Raw genomic sequence first — 16,706 nt, forward strand, 5'->3', positions numbered from 1 at the left:
CACTCTGCGCAGGGCCGCCCGCCTTTAACCAAAGACTAGAAGTACTGGTTAAGAAGTTCGTCAGCCTGGCCTTCCCACTTGGCGTAAGCGTCTGGGAAGGCAGAAACCTGAACGGCCTGAGCGGCGTCACCTGGCGCCATCTGTTCCCAACCCTGGATCTGAAGGAGACCGTTTGGGGACACCTCGGGGTTCACTCCGTAGAACGACTTGGCAGCGAACACTGGGTCCTGAACCTGCTCAGGGGTTCCCCACCCTGCCGATGGGCGCTGCTGGAACAGACCCAAGGAGTCACGGTCACCGTAGTTGACGTTGATGAGGTTGGACTCCTGTGATGCAGTCATGAGAGCAATCTTGATGCCCTGGCGGCTAATGCCGTTGTCCTTACCCACCTGAATGATGGTCTTTGCGTTCTCAACCTGCTCTGGGCTGAGATCAGCAGCGGCAACAGCCTGCGCGTCGGGGAAAGCTGGCTTGGTGCCTTCAGTTGCCATAGCTGGGCCTGTTGCCAGGACACCTGCAGCGAGAATTCCGGTTGCAATAGCGGTGCTCGTTGTGATGCGGGTAATTGTCTTCACGATGTTCGCTCCTGTCATGGATTGTTCTCGTTTCCTTGGCCCCAGTTCGCGTCATCTGCAGTGCTCTTCATGCGAAATACTCTCATGCTGAACTGCCGGGGAAGTCGAGGAACCGAATCTCGGAGCCAATATCTACGTTCACACAGGTCAGAGACCTCAACAACCGTTTTTTCATCAAAGGAATCTCACCGTTTCTTGGCCAATTAATGACCGTGCGAAACCCGAACCACCACCACGAACGGCTCTCACATGCGGAACACGCAAGAAAGGCCATCGCATTCTGAGACAATCCCTGACTCTCACCTGAAAATTGCCCTCACCTTCAATGAACCCCTCACCCACGTAGGCTTGGACACATGAACCTCACCGTGACAACGACCTCGGGCACTTTCGAAGGAACTACCTCACGCGACACCCGACGCTGGACTGGAATCCCCTACGCGCACCCGCCGGTGGGAGCAGATCGGTTTCAGGCACCTCGGCCGTTTGAAGCCGCCCCAAACACGGCGCCCCTCCCCGCAACGCGATTCTCAAACCCCGTCCCCCAGTTCAACCCCATGGGCGACGGACCCAAGCGGACCGAAGACCCCAACTGGCTCACCGTCAACGTGTGGGCGCCGCTCGAACCGGTTGAAAACGCCCCGGTCATGGTGTGGATCCATGGGGGTGCGTATGTGGAAGGCTCGGCGGCGAACCCGCTGTACATAGGTGCGGTGTTTGCGCAGATGAGCGTGGTGTTCGTGTCGGTGAACTACCGGCTGGGCATCGAAGGTTTCATGGAGTTCCCGGACGCGCCATCCAACCGTGGCCTGCTCGATCAGGCGCAGGCGCTCAGGTGGGTGCGGGAGAACGCGCAGGCCTTTGGCGGGGACCCTGCGAACGTGACGGTCTTTGGGGAATCCGCCGGCGCGGGCTCCATCCACTGCCTGCTGGTCATGCCAGAAGCCCAGGGGCTGTGTGACCGCGCGATCCTCCAAAGCCCACCCGCCATGGTGCTGGAAAAAGAATTGGCCCAGGACGTGACCGCGGAATTCGCAGCCCACGCCGCCCAGATGGGCCTGCCCGTCACGGAACCCACCGCGCAGTCCTTTACCAACCTCACCCCCGAGCAGGGCGAAGAACTCATGGTGGCGTTTTCGCAGGGGCAGGGCCGGTATTTCCCTAGGTGGGGCAAGGCGGCCGCGTTCACCCCACCTTTGATTCCGGCGGTCGACGGCACTGTGTTGCCTGCCGACCCATGGTCTTTACCGCTCCCAGACGGGGTGGATGTTCTGGTTGGACACACGCGCGACGAGTTCAGGCTGTTCACTAACCTGATGAACGCCGAGGTGACGCAGCAACGCGCGTATGAGCGGGTGGGCATGGTGGGGCCTGGCTCGCAACTCCTGGAAAACGCGCAGAGTGGCACCGGGGACCTTGAGGCAGCCCAGTCACAGGCACGTGAACTGAGCATGAAGTACGTCAAGGCTCTGGGCGATGTCACACCTGAACAGCTGTTTGAGTGGGTCCAAACCGACTACATGTTTACCGTGCCCACTCTTTTAGTCGCAGATGCCGCGCAAAAACGTGGCACACCCGCGTACTCGTATCTGCTGGCTGTCGACCCGGACGGTGGTATGGGTTCGCCTCACGTGGCTGACCTTCCGCCGCTGTTCGACTCGTTCCGTTCCTTCCACGGCCACATGCTGTACCCCAACCCAACAGAGGCGGACCACGCGCTTGGCCAGCGTATGCGCGAGGCGTGGGTCCAGTTCGCGCGCACCGGCAACCCGGGTTGGGAGCCGTGGACACGGGAACACCCCACAACCCGAGTCTTTGGCTACGAGGACCGCACGTGCCCTCACCCGTTCATGGATCGGTTCACAGCCTTTGACCATGCTCCTTCCCGCGCTTTACCCTTACTGGGTAGTAACGAGAGGGCCTCATGACCGAACCCAACAACGCATCCCCAAACGAACAGCCAAGCTCGCAGTCGCGGGCGCAGGCGGACTCACAGGCGCAAGGGACTGACCCACGCCCGCAGTCGTTCAAAGACTTGAAACCCTGGGAAGGCGAGGCCCGCACGGGTGACAAGGTTCTCCTCTGGTTCCTCTTTGGCGTGCCGGCGTTCTACATGGTGCTGTTGCCTCTTCGCCCCTTCCTCATTGCGAAAATTCCCACCGTTCTCGCCCTTATTACCGGTGCCCGCACGGTCATCGCAGGCGCCGGAGCCTTCGCCGCAGTTGAAAGCCGTTCACTCACCCTGGTGATCCTGGCGGGGCTCTTTGGCATGCTGAAGTTTGACTGGCTGTTCTGGCTGGCCGGCAAAATGTGGGGCGAAGGTGTACTCAGGCTGTACGCGACGACCCCTGCACAGAGGCGTCAGTTCGAGAAAATCAAGCGCATGCCCCGGTGGCTGCTTTACCTCATGCTGTTCTTCAGCCGTTTCCCCGGTGTTCCCGGCCCCATCGTCGCGCTCATCGCGGGTTGGAGCCGCGTGCGGTTTCTGCCGTATTTCCTTGTCACGGCCGCTGGGGCACTTGTCATGTCCATCGCGCTCGCCACATTGGGCTACGTTATTGGCCAACCTGCCGTCGACGTGCTCAAAGTCGTCGACAAGTACGCGATCTTTATTTCCTTTGCGCTGATCTTTGGGCTCGTTGGCTGGTCCAGCTTCCGCAGCAACAAAAAACGCCAGGCTTCCTAAACGCGCCGGTGTGAGCGTTGGCGCACCTTCCTGCCCGCGCCCTCCTGACGCCTGCCTGCTGGGAAGCCCTACCCTCTTTGGGCCAAAGCGAACGGCAACACCGAGGTGGCTCCCGCCTCCCGTAGCAAGCGTCCGGTGATGGCGAAGGTCCAGCGGGAAACGACCTCGGCGTCCACCAGCAACACCGCCCGCCCCTTCACGCGCGCCGCCAGCTCCGGGCTCACAGCAAAGGCGTCATGCAGGTTCTTGACCCGGAACGGCGAGTTGACGTCGGGGCTACCGGGGTCTTTCAGCGCGTCCAGGGCCCCCGCGTACTCCATGCGCCCGGTGGTGGCGATGCCTCGGGCCAGGGATTCGACCGCGTTGGGGCGGGTGAAACCAGGCACGGCCACAACAACCTGCGGCCGAGGTGGGGCACTGCCTTCCAGGCCACTTCCGTTGCCGCTTCCCTCGCCACCATCGGCCTTCCACCCCCACTGCGCGAGGACTTGGGTGACCAGCTGGCCGATGTGGTTTGGGATCGGTTGGTCGGGCGCGCCGGGGGCCAGGAATTCGCGCAACACCTGCCCAGGCCCCAGGTCACTGAGCCGAGCAACAGCGCGCCCCGGCTCACACTGCTGGTCAGCGGGGATTTTCCCACTGAGGTTCACGCCGATCCGGTTCAAGTGCGCCGGCCACTGTTTACGCGGTTCAATAATGAGGCCCACCCGGTCGAGCTCACTCCGGGCCACGGTTTGTGCTTGCGCGCTCACGGATTCGTTCCACCACACACCAGCGCACGTGTCACACCGCCCACACGCCGTAGCCGTCCCGTCGTCCAACGTCCCGGCTAAGAACACCATGCGGCACTGCGTGGTCTTTTCGTAGGCGAGCATTTCGCGGGCCTCGTCAGCCCTGGTCTGGGCCACGGCCGCGTAACGCTCAGCGTCATAGGTCCACGGCACCCCGGTGCGCACGTATCCCCCGCGCACCCGCTGGGCGGCCCCGTCAACCGTGAGCACTTTCAGCAGCAGTTCCAACCGGTTACGCTTGATGCCCACCAGTGGTTCCAGCGCGGGGACTGACCGTGGCTCATCCCCCAACGCGTCAAGCACTGCGGTGGCGTCCTGCTCGTTAGGCATGGTGGCGTTGGCGAAGTATTCCCACACGTTTTCGTCGTCGTGCCCGGGCAGCAGGAGCGCGTCCGCGGAGTCGGTCGCGCGCCCCGCACGCCCCACCTGCTGGTAGTACGCGACGGCTGAGCTGGGCGCACCCACGTGGATAACGAACCCCAGGTCTGGTTTGTCGAATCCCATCCCCAGCGCCGAGGTCGCCACCAGCGCCTTCAGGGCGTTCCCCTTGAGTGCGTCCTCAAGTTCGATCCGTTCTTCCGGGTCGGTCCCGCCGGTGTAGGCGGCGACCGTGTGGCCCGCGTGGCTGAGCGCCGTGGCGATGTCTTGGGCCGCGGATTTGGTGAGCGTGTAGATGATTCCACTGCCGGTGAAGTCGTTGAGGTGTTCGGTGAGCCACGCGATTCGGTGGGCCGCCGAGGTGGTCTGGGCTACCCCTAAGCGCAGGCTTGCGCGGGATAGGGGCCCGCGGATGACGCGGGTGTTGTGGCCCAATTGGGCGGCGACGTCGTCCACAACACGGGAGTTAGCCGTGGCGGTGGTGGCGAGCACGGGGGTGTTGGCTGGCAGGTGTTCAAGGAGGGCGCCAATCCTGCGGTAGTCGGGCCTGAAGTCGTGCCCCCAGTCTGAAATGCAGTGTGCTTCGTCCACCACGATCATGCCTAGCGTGTTTTCTAGCGGGGTGAGCACCGTGTTGACGAACGTGGGGTTGGTGAGGCGTTCGGGCGATATGAGGAGCACGTCCACGTCGCCGGCTCGCACCTGCTCTACCACCTCGTCCCATTCGGTGGCGTTGGCCGAATTAATAGTCAACGCCTTTACCCCAGCCCGCGTGGCGGCAGCTACTTGGTCGCGCATGAGCGCAATCAACGGGGAGATGATGAGCGTGGGGCCTTCCCCTTGTTCGCGTAACAGGCGAGCGGCCACAAAGTAGACGGCAGATTTACCCCACCCGGTGCGTTGTACCACCAGCACGCGGGAACGCTGCTCCACCAGGGATTCGATCGCCTCAAATTGGCCGTCCCGGAACTGGGCATCAGGGTTGCCCGTGAGTTCGGTCAGGATTTCGCGAGCCCTCATTACTCCCTACCCAATGTGTACTGTTGACAGCACTCTATACGGGGCCTCTGACACCAAGTGAGGGAACCGTTTGCGCAACCGACTCATTTCGGCCCGCACGGTCACTGGCGATACCTCGGCGGACCTCCACACCTCGCGGGCGATGTCGTGAACGTCCAGCGGGCGCGTGGCGTGCATGAGGCAAAGCAGAATCGCACAATGGCGGGGTGACAGCGAGAACACACTTTCACCGTTGTTGTCGACAAATCGCAGTTCGTTCGTCACCGGGTTGAGCACATATTCCGCACGGTTAACTGCTTGTTCAAGAGGAGTAACAACGACCACATCATCGTTGACGGTCAAGGAGGCTGGCCCTATTCCAGGAACCAGGTGAACCGCTTCGTCATTCACTGCATTAAGATCCAATTTGTCAGGTGCTTCAACCCCAATCGCGCCCAGGACCCACCCGTTGCGGTCGCACAGAATGAGCGGGCCACCGCTGTGCTGGAATTGAGGCAAGACTTTGACACGGAGTGCGTCTAGCCTGCGTCGGTGTTCCACTTCCATCATCAGTTCAACCTGTGATGCAACGGACTGCACGAGCCCAAGAACTGCTGGGTGGCTCTGTGACACTGGACCAGAAACGTCGAGCACGGCGATCGGCCGTCCTGTGGCCGGGTTACGAACCGGGGCCGCACTACATGACCAGTCATGTTGATCAACGCACCAGTGTTCCGGCCCATGCACTTGCGTAGGCCGTCCGGTCAGAGCAGTAATTCCAATCGCGTTCGTCCCCACTCCGGTTTCTGACCACAGTGCCCCTGGAACCATTCCAATCGAGTCGGCGTGCGCAATCGCGCTTCTGCTTCCAAACCGCATGGCAACGTGCGAGCCTTCCAGAGCAAGAACCCCTACCAGTTGCGAGTTCGCTAACGCAGGCGCAAACGCGTGAGTGATGAAGTCAATGAGCGCTTTCGCATCAATCGCGTGCGTCTCCTGGATGCCGTCAAACGCTTCTGGAACCGAGTCCGGGTTAATCTGCGGGTCCGGCGTGCCCTGCCGCACTCCGGCTTTCCGCACGCGTTGCCACGATGCTTCAATGACCGGCCGAGGTCGTGGCCCGTTGGCACGCCCATGCGCGCCGTGGCGCACGGCCGATGTATGGATCGGCCGGAGCTGGTCGGCACGTTCTTTGGGATCGTCATCGAATCCGAACGCAGGTTCCGCCCACGGGTATTTCACCATAAGACCTCCAACCAGGATTCCACATAGGATACGCACCCCACGTGTCTCAAAACAACCTATGTCCACCACAGTTGCAACATGTTGCAAACGCTCTCTTACCCAGTGTTTATGCGAAAACCGCATGTCTCACGCCGCCGTAGCGTTGCCCACGTCACACCTGGTCCTTAACGTGTGAATCGTTCATAGGGAGCACTACTCAAAAGAATTGAGGCAGGCAATGGAGCCCACAAAGGAACAACTCATTGGCGCTTACGACAAGATGTCGAAAATTCGCGCGTTTGAGGATCGTTTACACAAGGAAAATCTCACCGGCGACATTCCCGGTTTTATCCACCTGTACGCAGGTGAAGAAGCGATTGCGGTGGGGATGTGTGAAAATCTCACCCCTGCTGACAAGATCGCGTCAACCCACCGTGGTCACGGCCACTGCATCGCAAAAGGTAGCGATGTCACCAAGATGATGCTCGAAATTTTTGGAGCCCAAGATGGTCTGTGCCACGGCAAGGGCGGATCCATGCACATCGCAGACCTGGACACCGGAATGCTGGGTGCCAACGGAATCGTCGGTGGTGGACCACCCATCACCGTGGGTGCTGGATTGACGGCTAAGTATCGGGGCGAAGGCCATGTCGCCGTGTCGTTCACTGGTGACGGTGGTTCGAACCAAGGCACCACTTTTGAAGCCATCAACATGGCGGTTGTCCTTCAACTTCCCGTCATTTTCGTTTTCGAAAACAACGGAATGGGTGAAGCTACGGGCGCAGAGTTCGCCGTAGGTTCAAAGGACATCGCATCCCGCGCAGCAGGTTTTGGACTTCCTGCAGTCACCGTGGACGGCAACAACTTCTTCGACATGTACCAGGCGTCCCGTGAAGCCGTACACCGTGCGCGCAACGGAGGTGGCCCGACGGTGATCGAAGCTGTTTCCTACCGCTACTACGGCCACTTCGAAGGAGACCCGGGACTGTACCGCGAACAAGATCAGGTCGCCCAATACAAGGCCAAAAACGACCCGTTGCAGATCTTCCGTGCTCAGGTAGAAGGCCAAATTTCTGCAGAAGAGCTCGACAAGATCGATGAGTCAAACATTGAGCTGGTCGACGAGGCGGTCAAAAAAGCCCGCGCAGCTAAGCAACCAGATCCGTCAGAAGTCCACACGGACGTTTACGTTTCATACTGACCTAGGAGTCACCAATGGCTGAAATGAGTTTCCGCGAAGCAATTCGCAACGCAATGGCTGACGCCATGCGAGAAGACAACGATGTCGTTCTTATGGGTGAAGACTTGCGCGGGGGTAAAGGGGGAACCAACCCTGACCCTGATGTCGAAGCCTTCGGAGGAGTCTTTGGTGTGACCGAAGGCCTGTGGACCGAATTTGGCGATGACCGCGTGATCGACACTCCTATCACCGAAAGCGCGATCATGGGGTTGGCCGCAGGATCAGCCCTGACGGGTCTACGCCCAGTAGCTGAACTGATGTTCATGGACTTTTTTGGCGTGTGCTACGACCTCATCTATAACCAAGCCGCCAAGTTCCGCTACATGTTCGGCGGTAAAGCAACAACTCCACTGGTGATCCGGGGAATTATTGGTGCTGGAGTTGGTGCTGCCGCTCAGCACTCCAACTCTCCGTACCACCTGTTCACGTCAACAGCGGGTGTGAAGTGCGTAGTGCCGTCTAACGCGTACGACGCTCGTGGGCTGCTCCTGGAGTCGATTCGCGACGATGACCCGGTCATTTTCTGCGAACACAAGATGATCTACGACATGAAGACGGAAGTCCCTGACGACCCGTACACGATCCCACTGGGTGTCGCTTCATACCCTCGCCGTGGAACCGATGTCACCGTGGTCGCTCTGGCCCAGTGCGTGAACTATGCGACCCAAGTTGCCGACAAACTGGCATCAGAGGGAATTAGCGTGGAAGTTGTTGACCCACGCACCACGTCACCGCTGGATGAAGACAGCATCCTCGAATCGGTCGCGGCGACCGGTCGTCTAGTCGTTGCAGATGAGTCAGCTAACCGGTGCGGATTCGCCCACGATATCGCTGCTCTCGTAGCTAACAAGGGATTCAGTTCACTCAAGGCGCCGGTGCAACTCGTCACCCCACCTCACACACCAGTGCCATTCTCCGCTCCTCTGGAACAGGCTTGGATCCCCGGCCCCAGCAAGATTGAGGCCGCTGTACGCGCTGTAGTGGAGGCGTAAAAATGTCGACGATTACAGGACTGTTTGTCCCTAAATGGGGCATGACAATGGACGAGGGAACCCTCACCGAATGGCTCGTCAACGAAGGTGACGAGGTTTCTGCCGGTACCGCGATCGCCTCAATGGAGTCGAGCAAGATTTCCGGCGAGATCGAAGCAGACGAGGCTGGTGTCCTGGCCAAGCAGGTACTCTCAATTGGCGAAACCGCCCCAGTTGGTGCGCTTATTGGTGTCATCGGTGGTGCGGACACACCCGCTGAGGACATCGACAAGTTTGTCTCCGAACACTCGAGCGCTGCACCCGAAGAGGCACCTGAACCGTCTTCGAACGAACCAGCCAAAGAGTCCACGAAGAAACAGGAACCTGCCCCCAAGGCAGAAAAACCTGCACCTGCTCCCAAAGCGAAGAAGCCTTCCAAAGCCTCTGCTGGAAAGGTGAACATTCCGCAAGAACTGCGTGGCTTTGACTCCGCTCCGGCAACCGAGCACGCTCTGGACCTGTCTCGTAAACACGACATCAAGCTGTCCTCCGTGACCCCAACCGGTCGCGCTGACCGTGTCACGGTTGCTGACCTCGTTGAGGCTGTCAAACAGGCAGGTGGCTCGCTGACGTTCGGCAACGACCGTGAGCGCGTGAACTTTGTTCCGCACGTGGGTGACGACGCGGATGTTCCGGCCACGGAACACGCCAGGGACAAGGCAGAAGAGTTGGGCGTAAATCTGCGCGACTGTCGCCCAACGGGACGCGCTGGGCGCATCACCGTTGAAGACGTTGTCGCTGCACACAGCCGCCTCAGCGGGGGCTCGCAGGATACGTCCGCTGACTCGACAGCGGACCCGAAAACCACCTCGGCGGTCTCAAACTCCGCCCAAGAGGTCCCCATGAGCCAAATGCGGCAGGTCATTGCTGGGCGTTTGAAAGAGTCGTACTTGGAGTCGCCTCACTTCCGGGTGACGGCACACGCCAACATCGACAAGCTCCTCGAGTTCCGACGCGAGGTAAACGCTCAGCGCCGTGATCTCAAGGTCAGCGTCAACGACCTGGTCGTTGCGGCTGTTGCCCGTGCGCTGGTTGCAGTCCCTGAGATGAACGCGCAGTTCGATGCGGAAGAAAACGTCATTCGCCAGTTCGAACACGCGGACATCTCGGTGGCTGTCGCAACAGAAGAGGGCCTCATCACCCCGATTGTCACCCACGCGGACACGCGCACCATCAGCGACATCTCGAGCATCATGGTGGACCTGGCCACGCGCGCAAAAGCTGGTCAGCTGAAACCTGACGAGTTCCAGGGTGGCACGTTCAGCGTGTCGAACCTGGGCATGTTTGGAGTTTCGCACTTCGACGCGATCATCAACCCGCCACAGGTCGCGATCCTGGCAGTCGGATCGGCAAGCCGCCAGTTTGTGCCCGATGACAACGGTGAACCAGTGGCAGCAAACCTTCTGCCGCTGACCGTTTCAGCTGACCACCGCGTGATCGACGGGGCGACAAACGCTCGTTTCGCGGCTGAACTCAAGAGGCTTCTGGAAAGCCCCAGCCTCATCGTCGTGTAAGGAGAACGTTTCATGCATTCCGAAAACGATTCGTTCGACGTCATCGTCATTGGTGCGGGCCCCGGTGGGTATGTGGCGGCCGGGAGGGCCGCCCAGCTGGGGTTGCGCACCGCGGTGATCGAACGCGCGGAACTGGGCGGGATCTGCCTCAACTGGGGCTGTATCCCCACCAAGGCGTTGCTCCACGGCGCCGAGGTGGCCCGCACCTTGCGGACGTCCGCCCAGGTTGGTGTGGCCGTGGGCGAGGTTGACATCGACTATTCAGCGCTGGTCGCCCACTCACGCCAGACGTCTCAGACGCTCACCAGCGGGATTGCTGGGCTCATGAACGCGCGAGGTGTGACGGTCCTTGCCGGTACCGCAACCGTGGCTGGCAAGGGTCAGGTCGACGTTGAGATGGAAAGCGAAACTCGGCATTTGCGCGCCACGCACGTTGTCATTGCAACTGGGGCGTCACCTCGGTCTTTGCCAGGGATTGAACCTGACGGTGACCGTATTTGGACGTACCGGGACGCACTGGCCACAACCGAGATCCCGTCATCCCTGGTGGTCGTTGGGTCTGGTGCGATCGGGTCTGAGTTCGCTTCGCTGTTTGCCGACATGGGTTCGGACGTCACCCTTCTTGAAGCGGCGGATGACTTCTTGCCAGCTGAAGAGAAGGCTGCGTCATCCCAGGTGCAAAAGGCCTTTGAAGCCAAAGGGATCGACGTTCGCACGGGTGTGACCGTCAACGGTGTGAACGCCCATGCAGACGGTGTGGACGTCGAGGTCGACGGTGAAACCATCACCGCAGAACGTGTTCTGTTGGCCGTTGGTGTGCAGCCGAACTCTGCGGGGCTGGGGCTTGAAGAGTTCGACGTGTGCGATGAGCGTGGCTTCATCAGGACCGACGCGTTTGGCAAGACCGAGGCGTGGGGGCTGTACGCGATCGGAGACGTTGCCGGTGGCCCTATGTTGGCGCACAAGGCCTCACATGAAGCGCTCGTGTGCATTAACGCGCTTGCGGGCTTCGACCGGACTCCACCTGCCAAGGATTGGCGGGCGTGGGTCCCGCGGTGTACGTACACGTATCCGGAGGTCGCGTCGATCGGTTTGAGCGCCCAACAGGCAACCGAACAGGGCTACTCCCCTGTTGCTCGCCCGATCCGCTTTGCAGAGAACGGACGCGCCTTGGGCACCACGGAAACCGACGGTTTCGCACAAGTGCTCGTCGATGAAGCCTCTGGTGAAATCCTGGGTGGCAGCATCGTGGGACATGACGCGACGGAGCTGATTTCGCTCCTGTCAGTCGCACACGCGACAGGCGCTGATGCGGAAGAGTTCACCCACGCGATCATTCCGCACCCGTCGCTTGCTGAATCTGTTCACGAAAGTGTCCTTTCAGCACTTGGCAGGCCAGTCAATTCGATGTAGTTCTTGCCTACGAATTGCTTTCCTCTGGCTACAGGGTTATGTTTATCCACAAGTTCCGGGGACGGTGAAAGTCCGTACCGGCGGTTACAGTCCGCGACCTGAAACATATGTTTCGGCTGACTCGGTGAAATTCCGAGACCGACAGTTACAGTCTGGATGGGAGGAACTTGTGGGTGCTTAGCACCCCTTTTCGGGTACCCGTACCCACGTGACCCCTGCGGTCAGTGGATACTTGGGGACACCTCGGCCTTCCATCATCCCGGTGTAAACGGGAGGTCAGATGGAAGCTCTTCACTCAGCCACACGCGCGGCTCTTGGTGCCGCGACCCGTGGCGTGCGTGGCGCAAATCCGCTGGTAGGCGCAGCAGTGCTGTGGGACGACGGCACGTTCACCACCGGCTACCACCAAGGCGCAGGCACCCCACACGCTGAACCTGACGCGATCCGCAACGCTTCTCCCCGCTCAACAACCGGGGCCACCCTGGTTGTCACGCTCGAACCCTGCTCCCACACCGGACGTACCGGCCCGTGTACCCAAGCCATCATCGACGCTGGCATCACACGGGTCGTTATCGCCAGCCGTGATCCTAACCCTCAAGCTTCCGGCGGCGCCCAGACCCTCACCGAGGCGGGCGTGGAAGTCCTGTTCCTCAACGACCTCGGGCAGTCATGGGCGCACGAAGTGGCCACCCAAGCTCACCGCCTCAACGCCCGCTGGTTCACCGCCGTCACCCACGACCGGCCGTTCATCACCGCGAAAATTGCGCAAAGTCTGGACGGGTGTGTGGCTGCTCGCGACCGCACGAGTCAGTGGATTACGGGAGCGGAGTCGCGGGCACACGCGCACCTGACGCGCGCCCGGGTTGACGCGATCGCGGTGGGCACCGGCACCGCCCACGCCGACAACCCGCGGCTGACCGCCCGGACTGGTGACTCTCCTCACCAACCCATCCCCGTGGTGTTCGGAACCACTGCGCTGCCTGGGGATTCGCACCTCGGGCGCAACCCGCGCACCCTCACGTACTCGGAGGTGGGTGCGGGATTGCGTGACCTCCGCCGCCGAGGTGTTTCCCACCTTCTCCTGGAAGGCGGCCCCACGCTGATGGCTCACTTTCTGCAACACGATCTTGTCGATGAGCTCCACGTGTACACCGCACCTCTGCTGTTAGGTGACGGGATCCGCGCGCCTCTCAGCGTGGACACGCTGGCTCAAGGCCTCAGGTTTGTTCCCGATGCCCCGCCTGAAGCGCTGGGCTCCGATACCTTTACTCGCTTCATGAAAGAGGTGTGATGTTTACAGGAATTGTGCAAAAAGTGGTACCGGTTCATGCGGCGGAGCACCGTGACGGTTACGCGCGGATCGTGCTAGAAACCGGGGAGCTCACTGCGGACCTGCCGCCGGGTGGCTCTCTTGCGGTGAACGGCGTGTGCCTCACGGAAACCGAATCGCCTGCGAGCGCCGGCCGTTTCACGGCTCACGTCATGGAAGAAACCCTGCGACTCACTAATTTAGGGGCTTTGGGCGCTGGTTCGTTCGTCAACGTTGAGCGATGCCTGGCTATGACGGACCGGTTGGACGGCCACATTGTGCAAGGGCACGTGGACGCTGTGGGCGAAGTGCTCGCGGTGACTGAACTGGCTGGGTCTCGGATTGTGCGCGTGTCTGTTCCCGAACACTTAGCACCACTCATGGCGGTGAAAGGGTCCGTTGCGCTCAACGGGGTGAGCCTCACGGTCACCGCGGTCAGTGATGCAAGACCTGGGGCCGGGGTGGGACCTGCCCACTGGGTTGAAGTGTCCCTGATACCCGCCACGTGCGAAAACACGACCTTCGGAACAGCCCAAGTGGGCGACCTGGTCAACATCGAAGCCGATGTGGTCGCCCGCTACACCGCCCGCCTCAATCAGTTTGGTACGACAAAGGAAAACTCATGACTGTGCTCGATGCTGCTCTCAACACCAACGCTTCCAATCCGGTTGAACTTGACTCAATCGACCTCGCAATCGCCGAACTCAAACGGGGCCGCCCCATCGTGGTGGTCGACGATGAAGACCGCGAAAACGAAGGCGATCTCATCATGCCCGCCCACACCGTCACACCGGAGTGGATGGGGTTCATGGTGAGGCACACCTCGGGCGTTATTTGCGTGCCCATGCTGCCGGAACGGGCAGCGGAACTGGACCTGCGCCCCATGGTGGCCAACAACCAGGACCCCAAAGGTACCGCCTACACGGTGTCCTGTGACGCGGCTGCCGGGGTTTCGACCGGCATCAGCGCCGCCGACCGCGCACACACCGCCAACCTGCTGGCCAATCCGGGCTCTAACACCTCAGACTTCACCCGTCCCGGCCACATGTTCCCACTCATCGCCAAGCCCGGCGGGGTGCGTGAGCGCGACGGGCACACGGAAGCCGGGGTCGAATTTGCGCGCCTGGCCGGGTTCGAACCCGTTGCGGTGATCGCCGAAATCATTCACGACGACGGCTCCATGATGCGCACGCCAGACCTGCGCCGGTTCGCTGACCAGCACGAACTTGCACTCGTGTCCATCCACGACCTGGCGATTTGGCTCAATGCCCACGACGCAACCCCGCACCCTCGTGCCGGGCAGTGCCAGGTGACTGGCACCTCGGCGGTTGACCTACCCACCCCGTGGGGCACGTTCTCCATGCGCGCATGGACCGGGCCCAGCGGCGCGGAACACGTGACCTTGGAACGGCCCGGGCCAGCTGAAGCGGCTGGGCACCCAGGCGACCACCAGGACACGCCACTCGTCCGGGTGCATTCGGAGTGCGTGACCGGCGATGTGTTCGGGTCCATGCGCTGCGACTGCGGTGAACAGCTCCACGAATCCTTGCGCCTGATCAGCGACCACGGCGGCCTGCTGGTGTACGTGGGTGGTCACGAGGGTCGTGGCATTGGGCTGGCGAACAAGGTTCGCGCGTACGCCCTCCAAGATGAGGGACTGGACACGTTGGATGCGAACACTCGGCTGGGGCTGCCTGCTGACGCGCGTTCCTACGCCGAGGTGGCCGCAGTTGTGCGCGCCTGCGGACTGACCCGGGTGCGGCTTGTGACGAACAATCCTGACAAGGTCGCTGGGCTGCAAGAACACGGGGTTTCGGTGGTGGAGCGAGTGCCGGTTGAGGTGCCGGCGACTGCGCACAACGCCCGCTATTTATGGACCAAGGCTCAGCGTATGGGACACATTTTGAACACTCACGAAAGGGTAGGGGCATGAAAACAGGTGGACCAGTGATCGACGTCGTTAAGCAGTCAGCGCGCGTAGCCGTCGTGGCAGCGCAGTGGCACCACCAGATCATGGATGGGCTGATTGCGGGCGCGGTCAGGGCCGCTGAAGAGGCCGAGGTGGAAGTGGAGCTTTTCCGTGTTCCGGGGAGTTTCGAACTGCCGGTTGTGGCCCAAGCAGCGGCCGCGCAGTTTGATGCGGTGGTGGCGTTGGGTGTGGTGATCCGTGGTGAGACTCCGCACTTTGACTACGTGTGTTCGGCTGTCACTGATGGTCTGAACCACGTGTCCTTGGACGCGCGCGTGCCGGTTGGGTTTGGTCTGCTCACGTGTGACACCGAACAACAGGCGATCGACCGCGCCGGTGGTCCGGGCGCGTCTGAGGATAAGGGTCACGAAGCCATGACCGCAGCGCTGAATACCCTGGCCGTGCTTAAGAACATGTGAGGGCGTAGAATTCGCGATATGGCGCAGTTCATCAAGGTGATTCACACATTCCACTACTTTGCCGAAGCGCTCAGTTGGGGAGCCATCGCATATTCTGTTTTCCTCATTTTTGGGCGCGGATGGTTAGGCATTCTGTGTGGAGCGCTAGCGCTGATCGCCACGATTTCAGTGTGGTCCCTGTTTGCGTCCTCGCGCGCTTTCTTCCGTAGCCCTATTGCGGTCGTGGCGTCACGCGCGGTGCTCTACGCGTTAGCTGTTGTTGGGCTCGTGGTAGCGGGCTTGCCGGTTGAAGCGATTATCTTGGCTGTTCTTTTGGTTGTCACAGAAGGCATCCTCATCGTGTTCAAGGCCCATCCGGCGCTCCACCCGCACAGCGGTGGCCAAGCCAGGCTCGTCACCGACGCTCGCCGCGACGCGGAACGTGGGGCGGGCCGTGCTGGGGCCGAGCGTGGCTCTGAGCGAAACGGGGACCTTGCGGCGGACCGTAGGGCGGACCCGCGCCGCACTCCGTCAAACCGTGGCCCCCGCATTGTGCCGGGAGTGCAAGCGACCTCGGGCGAACAACGGACCGGGCAGTTCATGTCCCGGCGTGAAGCCCGGCTTGCCCGTGAAGCTCAAGCTGGTGAGGCAAAAGTCGGCAAAGAGCAAACTGGTGGATCGACGGCCGCCCGTATCGTTGGTGAAACGCCTAAGCGACCCCGCAAGAACAAGCGCTGAACGCTACCCAAATAACCGTGACGGTTGATCCAGTTCTTCGCGCCCTCTAATCCACATGATGAACCCCAGGGCGGTGACCCCGGTGAACAGTACGACACCCGACACGGCGATCACTATGTTCATCACTCGTCCCACTTTGGCTGCCCAATGCATCGGGGGACCCAGCATGAGTTGCTGATCTTTCAGTTCCCCACCGCACGTGATGGTGTATGTTCCAGGAGTACTATTAGAGAAACTGCCGTCATAGTGCCACCCTTGTCCACGAACACTAATGACTGTGCCTGACCCAAAACCCCGGTACCAGGCTTTTTCGATTGGTCCTTCGACCTTACATTCCCGTGGCACCGCTTTTGCTGCAGCACGCGATGACCCGTAAACTGCAAAGGATGATTCGCCCTCATATTCAAAGGTCATCTGGTTGGTGAACGGCTTCAATTGGGC

At 60.9% G+C, this 16,706-nt stretch carries 15 protein-coding genes and 1 riboswitch; of the genes, 11 read left to right on the forward strand and 4 right to left on the reverse strand.

The features are described 5' to 3' along the window. Positions 1 to 35: 35 nt before the first annotated feature. Complete coding sequence (locus HMPREF0183_RS03755) at positions 36 to 575, reverse strand: peptidoglycan-binding protein (RefSeq protein WP_156798106.1); 540 nt, start codon at positions 573 to 575, stop codon at positions 36 to 38. A gap of 356 nt (positions 576 to 931) precedes the next feature. Here HMPREF0183_RS03755 and HMPREF0183_RS03760 point away from each other — a divergent pair, with 356 nt between their 5' ends. Both HMPREF0183_RS03760 and HMPREF0183_RS03765 read left to right on the forward strand, forming a co-directional pair. Next, positions 932 to 2,503, forward strand: coding sequence for a carboxylesterase/lipase family protein (locus HMPREF0183_RS03760; RefSeq protein ID WP_005882944.1), 1,572 nt, complete (start codon positions 932 to 934; stop codon positions 2,501 to 2,503). Continuing rightward, positions 2,500 to 3,261, forward strand: coding sequence for a DedA family protein (locus HMPREF0183_RS03765; protein ID WP_005882946.1), 762 nt, complete (start codon positions 2,500 to 2,502; stop codon positions 3,259 to 3,261). The genes HMPREF0183_RS03760 and HMPREF0183_RS03765 overlap by 4 nt, the downstream gene beginning before the upstream one ends. Before the next feature lie 68 nt (positions 3,262 to 3,329). On the opposite strand, the gene HMPREF0183_RS03770 is transcribed toward HMPREF0183_RS03765, so the two are convergent. Then, a complete protein-coding gene (locus HMPREF0183_RS03770; RefSeq protein WP_005882948.1) occupies positions 3,330 to 5,450 on the reverse strand; it encodes a RecQ family ATP-dependent DNA helicase in 2,121 nt (706 codons plus the stop codon). A gap of 6 nt (positions 5,451 to 5,456) precedes the next feature. After that, positions 5,457 to 6,710 carry a GAF domain-containing protein gene (locus HMPREF0183_RS03775; protein WP_169309658.1) on the reverse strand — a complete coding sequence of 418 codons (1,254 nt, stop codon included), beginning with the start codon at positions 6,708 to 6,710 and terminating at the stop codon, positions 5,457 to 5,459. Between the two features lie 181 nt (positions 6,711 to 6,891). On the opposite strand from HMPREF0183_RS03775, the gene HMPREF0183_RS03780 reads away from it, so the two are divergent. The 9 genes from HMPREF0183_RS03780 (at position 6,892) to HMPREF0183_RS03820 (ending at position 16,265) form a co-directional block, all read left to right on the forward strand. Beyond that, positions 6,892 to 7,854 carry a thiamine pyrophosphate-dependent dehydrogenase E1 component subunit alpha gene (locus HMPREF0183_RS03780; protein ID WP_005882952.1) on the forward strand — a complete coding sequence of 321 codons (963 nt, stop codon included), beginning with the start codon at positions 6,892 to 6,894 and terminating at the stop codon, positions 7,852 to 7,854. A gap of 14 nt (positions 7,855 to 7,868) precedes the next feature. Continuing rightward, on the forward strand, positions 7,869 to 8,885 hold the full coding sequence (locus HMPREF0183_RS03785) for an alpha-ketoacid dehydrogenase subunit beta (RefSeq protein ID WP_005882954.1): 1,017 nt from the start codon (positions 7,869 to 7,871) through the stop codon (positions 8,883 to 8,885). A 2-nt stretch (positions 8,886 to 8,887) separates the two neighbouring features. Continuing rightward, on the forward strand, positions 8,888 to 10,438 hold the full coding sequence (locus tag HMPREF0183_RS03790; protein ID WP_005882956.1) for a dihydrolipoamide acetyltransferase family protein: 1,551 nt from the start codon (positions 8,888 to 8,890) through the stop codon (positions 10,436 to 10,438). 12 nt (positions 10,439 to 10,450) lie between these two features. Continuing rightward, positions 10,451 to 11,851 carry a dihydrolipoyl dehydrogenase gene (gene lpdA / locus HMPREF0183_RS03795; protein ID WP_005882957.1) on the forward strand — a complete coding sequence of 467 codons (1,401 nt, stop codon included), beginning with the start codon at positions 10,451 to 10,453 and terminating at the stop codon, positions 11,849 to 11,851. Positions 11,852 to 11,898: 47 nt separating this feature from the next. After that, a riboswitch (FMN riboswitch) is annotated at positions 11,899 to 12,023 on the forward strand. Positions 12,024 to 12,131: 108 nt separating this feature from the next. Next, a complete protein-coding gene (ribD, locus tag HMPREF0183_RS03800; RefSeq protein WP_005882959.1) occupies positions 12,132 to 13,142 on the forward strand; it encodes a bifunctional diaminohydroxyphosphoribosylaminopyrimidine deaminase/5-amino-6-(5-phosphoribosylamino)uracil reductase RibD in 1,011 nt (336 codons plus the stop codon). Then, positions 13,142 to 13,786, forward strand: a complete 645-nt coding sequence (locus tag HMPREF0183_RS03805) for a riboflavin synthase (RefSeq protein WP_005882961.1) — start codon at positions 13,142 to 13,144, stop codon at positions 13,784 to 13,786. Before ribD ends, HMPREF0183_RS03805 begins: the two co-directional genes overlap by 1 nt. Then, positions 13,783 to 15,093, forward strand: coding sequence for a 3,4-dihydroxy-2-butanone-4-phosphate synthase (gene ribB, locus HMPREF0183_RS03810; RefSeq protein ID WP_005882963.1), 1,311 nt, complete (start codon positions 13,783 to 13,785; stop codon positions 15,091 to 15,093). Before HMPREF0183_RS03805 ends, ribB begins: the two co-directional genes overlap by 4 nt. After that, positions 15,090 to 15,548, forward strand: coding sequence for a 6,7-dimethyl-8-ribityllumazine synthase (gene ribH, locus HMPREF0183_RS03815; RefSeq protein WP_005882965.1), 459 nt, complete (start codon positions 15,090 to 15,092; stop codon positions 15,546 to 15,548). The genes ribB and ribH overlap by 4 nt, the downstream gene beginning before the upstream one ends. Positions 15,549 to 15,566: 18 nt before the next feature. Then, positions 15,567 to 16,265 (forward strand): DUF2568 domain-containing protein, encoded by a 699-nt coding sequence (locus HMPREF0183_RS03820; RefSeq protein WP_005882967.1) that lies wholly within the window; start codon positions 15,567 to 15,569, stop codon positions 16,263 to 16,265. Between the two features lie 3 nt (positions 16,266 to 16,268). On the opposite strand, the gene HMPREF0183_RS03825 is transcribed toward HMPREF0183_RS03820, so the two are convergent. Then, entirely contained in the window at positions 16,269 to 16,679 is a 411-nt protein-coding gene (locus HMPREF0183_RS03825; protein ID WP_156798108.1) for a hypothetical protein, read from the reverse strand. Positions 16,680 to 16,706 lie beyond the last annotated feature (27 nt).

It is taken from the genome of Brevibacterium mcbrellneri ATCC 49030, from assembly GCF_000178455.1.
Lineage (GTDB): Bacteria > Actinomycetota > Actinomycetes > Actinomycetales > Brevibacteriaceae > Brevibacterium > Brevibacterium mcbrellneri.

Bases quoted from the DNA above. Each gene is read 5' to 3' on its own strand.
- HMPREF0183_RS03760 (WP_005882944.1), top strand. From the start codon at position 932: ATGAACCTCACCGTGACAACGACCTCGGGCACTTTCGAAGGAACTACC.
- HMPREF0183_RS03765 (WP_005882946.1), top strand. From the start codon at position 2,500: ATGACCGAACCCAACAACGCATCCCCAAACGAACAGCCAAGCTCGCAG.
- HMPREF0183_RS03770 (WP_005882948.1), bottom strand. From the start codon at position 5,450: ATGAGGGCTCGCGAAATCCTGACCGAACTCACGGGCAACCCTGATGCC.
- HMPREF0183_RS03780 (WP_005882952.1), top strand. From the start codon at position 6,892: ATGGAGCCCACAAAGGAACAACTCATTGGCGCTTACGACAAGATGTCG.
- HMPREF0183_RS03785 (WP_005882954.1), top strand. From the start codon at position 7,869: ATGGCTGAAATGAGTTTCCGCGAAGCAATTCGCAACGCAATGGCTGAC.
- HMPREF0183_RS03790 (WP_005882956.1), top strand. From the start codon at position 8,888: ATGTCGACGATTACAGGACTGTTTGTCCCTAAATGGGGCATGACAATG.
- lpdA (WP_005882957.1), top strand. From the start codon at position 10,451: ATGCATTCCGAAAACGATTCGTTCGACGTCATCGTCATTGGTGCGGGC.
- ribD (WP_005882959.1), top strand. From the start codon at position 12,132: ATGGAAGCTCTTCACTCAGCCACACGCGCGGCTCTTGGTGCCGCGACC.
- HMPREF0183_RS03805 (WP_005882961.1), top strand. From the start codon at position 13,142: ATGTTTACAGGAATTGTGCAAAAAGTGGTACCGGTTCATGCGGCGGAG.
- ribB (WP_005882963.1), top strand. From the start codon at position 13,783: ATGACTGTGCTCGATGCTGCTCTCAACACCAACGCTTCCAATCCGGTT.
- ribH (WP_005882965.1), top strand. From the start codon at position 15,090: ATGAAAACAGGTGGACCAGTGATCGACGTCGTTAAGCAGTCAGCGCGC.
- HMPREF0183_RS03820 (WP_005882967.1), top strand. From the start codon at position 15,567: ATGGCGCAGTTCATCAAGGTGATTCACACATTCCACTACTTTGCCGAA.
- HMPREF0183_RS03825 (WP_156798108.1), bottom strand. From the start codon at position 16,679: ATGACCTTTGAATATGAGGGCGAATCATCCTTTGCAGTTTACGGGTCA.